Raw genomic sequence first — 6,206 nt, 5'->3', positions numbered from 1 at the left:
AATATTGCAGGCGTCCTGCATGAGCATATGGTGCTTTTCGTTCATAGACTCCTTTTTATCGTGAAGTCCGTACATTCCCTCGCAGACAAAAATGTCCGAGCTTTCCGCAAATCCAACAATTTCATCAATTGGGAGAGTATCCGTTGTATAGGTTATTTTTAAAGGCTGCCTTTTAACGCCCGTTACGGACTCGGGCGAGATACTTCTTCCGTCACTGAGGGTAACTGTTTCACCACTGTGAAGTCTTTTCCACATCTCCACGGGGATATCAAGTTCCTTTGCCTTTTCAGGAAGAAAAACAGGCTTTTTTTCAAGGATAAGACTGTAGCCGATACAGCTGACTCTGTGAGAAAGTGGCAGAGTCATTATTGTCAGCATAGGATCAATTGTATCAGCAATAAATTCATATGTTCTGTCCTCTGGAATACTATGCAGACGCACTTCATAAGGAAGTCCACCGCATATGCTTACAAGCTTTTCAAGTACAGGTATACAGCTTTTGGGTGCAGCAATATCAAGGGGCTCTGTACGTGAACAATTGCCAACAGATAAAAGCAGTCCTGTAAGTCCCATAACATGATCCGCATGGCAATGAGTGAAGAGTATAAGCTCTATTTTACTCAATTTCAGTCCATGCTTCGCAGCAGCTACCTGTGTGCCCTCACCGCAGTCTATAAGAACAGCTTTTCCGTTAAACTCTGCATAAAGACTTGTAAGGAACCTGTCTTTCAGCGGAAGCATACCGCCTGTACCGAGCAGACATACGTCAGCCATTTTTGCCTCCTGTGATAAGTTTGACGATATCATTGTATGTTGCAAAGATCATTATACCGAAAAGGAGCACCATTCCTGCGAGATGAACATATCCCTCATGTTCGGGCTTGATAGGCTTGCGGCGTACAAGCTCGATAAAGCAGAAGAGAAGTCGTCCACCGTCAAGTCCCGGGATAGGAAGAAGATTGAAAATACCTACGTTTATGGAGATAAGTGCCATCATATACAAAATATTAAATATGCCTTCCTTAACGTTTTCAGAATCCTTCGCTGCCTCATTTATAACTGTAACAACGCCTACAGGACCTGATACCTCTTCTTTCTCCACTTGTCCCGAAAACAGCTGTTTCAGTGAAAGACCTATGATATGCGTCATAGACATAAAGTTTTCGCCGGAGCCTTTCAAAACAGTAAGAGGATTCTTATTCTTGTATACGACCCCAAAATCAACAAATTTATCACTTCCGTCCTTGATACGGAAAGATACGTCATCTAATTTCAGCTTTTCACCGTTACGCTTGACGATAACCTCATGACCTTCATGCTCTTTCATAACATTGAAAACATAATTGAAATCAATGATACTGTACACTCTCGTACCGTCCACAGATATTATTTTGTCACCCTTTTCACGACCTGTTTCATAACTTTCAGAATAGTAAGTGATTACCCCGTCATCTTCGGTCCTTGAGAAATTACTTACTGTAGTCGTAGGAACTCCGTCCATCATGCTTATATATATTACTATAGCTATAAACCCGAGAACGAAGTTCATTCCCGCACCTGCAACAAGTACGACCATTCTTTTCCAGAGCTTGGCATTGCGGAAACTTCTCGGATCACTGTTGGTAGCGTCCTCACCTTCCATAGCACAGTAACCTCCAAGCGGAAGAAGTCTGAGTGAATACTTTGTCTCGCCCTTCTGCTTCTGGAGCAGCTTTGGTCCCATACCTACTGAAAACTCCAGTACCTTTATACCGCTGAGCTTGGCGCATATGAAATGTCCGAACTCATGCACAGTAACTATCAAACCGAAAATAATAATTGCAATAACAATACCCATGTAGTACGATCCTTTCTCAGTCGAGAGCCTTTTTAGCCTTTATCTGCTCTCTTACAAATGCTCTTGCAGCCTTATCTGCTGCCATAACATCTTCATAGCTTTTTATATCTGATATTGTAAATTTATCAAGCACTGACGATACTATCTCGCCTATCTCTATGAACTGTATCTCATCATTTAGTAATGCTCTTACAGCCTCTTCATTTGCGGAATTAACAAGACACGGATAAGCTCCGCCACGTTTTATAGCTTCTATTGCTGCTGAAAGGCACTTGAATGTTTCATAATCAGGCTTTTCAAAGGTCAGCTTACCGTAATCCGTAAGTGAGAGCCTTCCTGTGGGGCATGACATTCTGTCAGGATAAAGCAGCGCATACTGTATCGGTATCTTCATATCAGGCACACCGAGTTGTGCAATGACGGAATAATCATTATACTCCACTGCGGAATGTACCACGCTCTGACGATGAACAACAATCTCTATCTGCTCGGGAGTAAGATCAAAAAGCCATTTTGCTTCAATGAATTCAAGTCCCTTGTTCATAAGTGTAGCAGAGTCAATGGTTATTTTATTGCCCATCTCCCAGTTAGGGTGATGAAGTGCCTGTGCCTTTGTGACTTTTTTCAGTTCATCGTAGCTTCTTCCGAAGAATGGTCCGCCCGAAGCTGTAAGTATTATCTTGCTCAGCTGTGAACGCTTATTTCCCTGCAAGCACTGGAATATAGCCGAATGTTCACTGTCTACGGGATATATCCTTACTCCTCTGTCCGCTGCTGCTTTCATTACCAGCTCACCGCCTGCAACAAGAGTCTCCTTATTGGCAAGGGCAAGGTCTTTTCCTGCATCTATTGCTGTAAGAGTAGGCAGAAGTCCCACCATCCCCACAACAGAGTTGAGCACGATATCCGCTTCTTTGAGAGAGGCAAGAGTACAGAGTCCCTCCATTCCCGAATAGAGCTTAACGTCCATATCGGAAATACGACTTTTGAGTTCGCTGTATTTTGTTTCGTTGTATATGCAGGCATGCTTAGGGCGGAATTTCCTTATCTGCTGCTCAAGAGCCTCAATGCTGCTGTGAGCAGCAAGAGCTGCCACCTTTATGTCATGCTTTTCGCAGACCTCAAGAGACTGCGTACCTATGGAACCTGTTGAGCCAAGTATCGACACAGTTTTTTCCATTGTCTTTTCCCCTTTTCACGGAAATATCTTCCCGTAAGATTTTATGATAAAATTCACTATAAAATGCGAAATGGACTATCCATGAATAGTCCGTTTCAGCAATATCACTGTACACCGAATAAGGTGATGAATACATAGAATGTGGGCAGCACAAAAAGAACGCTGTCAAAGCGATCCATAAGTCCGCCGTGTCCCGGCATTATCTTGCCGTAATCCTTAAAGCCTATCTGACGCTTTACCATTGACGCAGAAAGGTCACCCACAGTACCTATAACAGCGCAGACTGCACCTGTAATAAATGCAATTGCAGCTCTTTTTGCAGTAAAGCCGTAATAGCATGAAAATGCTACAGTATAAGCAATTGCAGTTGTAAGGATACCGCCCATGAGTCCCTCGATAGTCTTTTTCGGACTTATCTCAGGGCAGAGCTTGTGCTTACCGATAGCAACGCCTGTGAAGTAAGCTCCCGTATCGGCAATCCATGCGCCGCAAAGTCCCATAACGAGCAGGAAAAGTCCGCTTTTTGGATCATAGCGTTCCATGCGTACCATTGTAGTCATAGCCTGCGGAACAAGTATCATTACAGCAAGTACGAAAAATACCTGCTCGTAGCGTATCTCCTTATGCTTTTTCAGCCATGTTATGAAGATGACGAAAGCACAGAGAAGCATTATACCAAATACATATATTTTATATTTATCCTCATAACGCCACGAAAGGAACTCAAAACGTCCGGGATACTCTACTCCATAAACATTGATCTTTGTCAATATGCCATAGAGTATCGGTACAGATATACCGCAAGCCTCTGCCGCTATGAGAATAGGGATACACTTATGGAGCTTCACAGCCCGAAGCAGCTCAAAGAGCATTACTGCGATTATTGCTGCAACTGCTATGGGCAGAACTACAGTATCGTGAAAGAAAAGCACTATACCGATAAGAACTACGCCTACAGCACCTGAAATAATACGTGTAAGCATTACACACCTCCGAAGCGGCGGTTTCTGTTTGCATACTCTATAAGTGCCTTGTCAAGTTCGGCAGGTGTGAAATCAGGCCAGAGCACATCTGTAAAGTAGTACTCAGCATAAGCACACTGCCAGATAAGGTAATTTGAAAGTCTAAGCTCACCGCTGGGACGTATGAGCAGATCAACGTCGGGAATACCTGCTGTGTAGAGCTGGTCTGCTACAGCCTGTTCGTTGATGTCCTCAGGACGGATCTCGCCGTTTACAGCCTTCTGTGCAAGTATCCTTGCAGCATGGGCTATCTCATCACGTCCGCCGTAGTTTACTGCCATCATAAGAGTCATCTCGTCATACTTGGCAGTATCTTCTTCAAGACGTATCATCTTCTCCTGCAAGTCCTCATCAAAGGCAGACTTATCACCGAGAAAGACCATACGTGTATTCTCGCTGAGGAAGTTTCTTACATCAACGATATAATCACGGAAAAGCTCCATGATCGTATTTACTTCATCGGAAGGACGCTGCCAGTTTTCAGTTGAAAAGGCATAGAAGCTGATATTCTTCAAGCCGATGTCCTTGCAGTAGCGGACTATCTTCTTGAACTGCTTTGCACCCTCACGATGACCGAAGGAACGGGGCAGACCGCGCTTCTTAGCCCATCTGCCGTTTCCGTCCATGATAAAGCCTACGTGCTCGGGAAGCTTCTCGGGCAGCGTAAGCTCAGATTTTTCTTTTTTTCCGAATAATGCCATATTTCACCAATTATACTGTCATGATCTCTTTCTCTTTATCAGCGACCATTTTATCTACATCAGCACACATCTTGTCTGTAAGATCCTGTACCTTCTTCTCGCAGTCCTTAAGATCGTCCTCTGTGATCTCGGAATTCTTCTTCATAGTCTTGTACTTTTCCATTGTATCACGTCTGATAGAACGTACAGTTACCTTACACTCTTCACCGTACTTCTTGATGCTCTTACAGAGCTCCTTACGGCGATCCTCAGTGAGCTGAGGGAAAGCAAGACGGATAACGTTGCCGTCGTTTACAGGCTGGATACCGATATCTGAAGCCTGTATTGCCTTTTCGATAAGCTTAAGTGTGGACTTATCCCATGGCTGGATAACGAGAATTCTTGCCTCTGATACGGATACTGCTGCCATCTGGTTAACAGGTGTGGGAGCTCCGTAGTAATCTACCATTACCTTGTCGAGAACACCGGGATTAGCTCTTCCTGCACGGATAGAAGCAAACTCGTTTCCGAGGGCATTGAGGCTCTTGTTCATTTTTTCCTTAGCGATGTTAAGCTGTTCTTTCATGATAGTGATTCCTTTCGTTTATCAGTCCTCGGATACTACTGTTCCGATATTAGCGCCCATTACGGCGTCATAGATATTGTCGGGACGGCTGAGATCGAATACCAGCATCTTCATGTGGTTGTCACGGCACATAGCGGCAGCAGTGCTGTCCATTACGCCGAGGTCTTCGCCGATGACCTGTGAGAAGGTAAGAGTATCGTACTTCTTGGCGTCGTCAAATTTATGCGGATCCTTGTCGTATACTCCGTCAACGAGAGTAGCTTTAAGGAGTATATCTGCGTCTATTTCAACTGAACGGAGAGCAGCGGCTGTATCTGTTGAGAAGAATGGGTTTCCTGTGCCGCAGCCGAAGATAACTATCCTGCCCTTGTCAAGATGTCTTACAGCTCTGTTGCGGATATAGGGCTCTGCAATAGCAGCCATCTGAAGAGCTGTCTGTACTCTTACTACACAGCCAAGTGATTCAAGTACATCTGCAAGTGCAAGTGCGTTCATTGTTGTAGCGAGCATTCCGATATGGTCTGCACGGGTACGGTCCATAGCTCCGCTGGAACGTCCTCTCCAGAAGTTACCGCCGCCGACAACTACAGCTACCTGAGCGCCTGCGTCAGCACACTTCTTGATGCTTTTGCAGATCTCTGTTACCACATCATAGTTGAGTCCGGTCTTATTGTCGCCTGCAAGAGCTTCGCCGCTGACTTTTAATAAGATTCTTTTATACTTTGGTTCCATATAAGCACCTCACAAAAAATATATCTATAGTTTATTTTACACTAATTTCAATGATATGTAAAGTATATTTTCCGAAAAAGACGAAAAAATTTCTCGGATATTTTCGCTTCATGCCGAAAAACCGAGAACAGAAATTTCCTCACAAAGAATACTGTCATTCTGCACAAAA

Annotated in this window: 7 protein-coding genes; all 7 read right to left on the bottom strand. The window is 44.1% G+C overall.

The window, feature by feature from the left end:
* On the bottom strand, window positions 1-774 hold a 774-nt coding region (locus QZZ41_RS00065; RefSeq protein WP_295066496.1), incomplete at its 3' end, for a ribonuclease Z.
* Window positions 767-1,837 carry an RIP metalloprotease gene (locus QZZ41_RS00060; protein WP_295066494.1) on the bottom strand — a complete coding sequence of 357 codons (1,071 nt, stop codon included), beginning with the start codon at window positions 1,835-1,837 and terminating at the stop codon, window positions 767-769. The genes QZZ41_RS00065 and QZZ41_RS00060, both read right to left, overlap by 8 nt.
* 16 nt (window positions 1,838-1,853) lie before the next feature.
* A complete protein-coding gene (locus tag QZZ41_RS00055; RefSeq protein WP_295066491.1) occupies window positions 1,854-3,017 on the bottom strand; it encodes a 1-deoxy-D-xylulose-5-phosphate reductoisomerase in 1,164 nt (387 codons plus the stop codon).
* Window positions 3,018-3,121: 104 nt separating this feature from the next.
* Window positions 3,122-4,000, bottom strand: coding sequence for a phosphatidate cytidylyltransferase (locus tag QZZ41_RS00050; protein WP_295066489.1), 879 nt, complete (start codon window positions 3,998-4,000; stop codon window positions 3,122-3,124).
* The gene (gene uppS / locus QZZ41_RS00045; protein ID WP_295066487.1) at window positions 4,000-4,740 is read right to left on the bottom strand and encodes a polyprenyl diphosphate synthase; all 741 of its coding nucleotides are present in this window, start codon (window positions 4,738-4,740) and stop codon (window positions 4,000-4,002) included. The genes QZZ41_RS00050 and uppS overlap by 1 nt, the downstream gene beginning before the upstream one ends.
* Before the next feature lie 10 nt (window positions 4,741-4,750).
* Entirely contained in the window at window positions 4,751-5,305 is a 555-nt protein-coding gene (gene frr, locus QZZ41_RS00040) for a ribosome recycling factor (protein ID WP_072300162.1), read from the bottom strand.
* A gap of 21 nt (window positions 5,306-5,326) precedes the next feature.
* A complete protein-coding gene (gene pyrH, locus QZZ41_RS00035) occupies window positions 5,327-6,037 on the bottom strand; it encodes a UMP kinase (RefSeq protein WP_295066484.1) in 711 nt (236 codons plus the stop codon).
* Window positions 6,038-6,206 lie beyond the last annotated feature (169 nt).

The organism is Ruminococcus sp. (assembly GCF_016283395.1).
The sequence above is the reverse complement of the archived record's forward strand: the minus strand, read 5'-3'. Positions and strand labels throughout refer to the sequence as shown.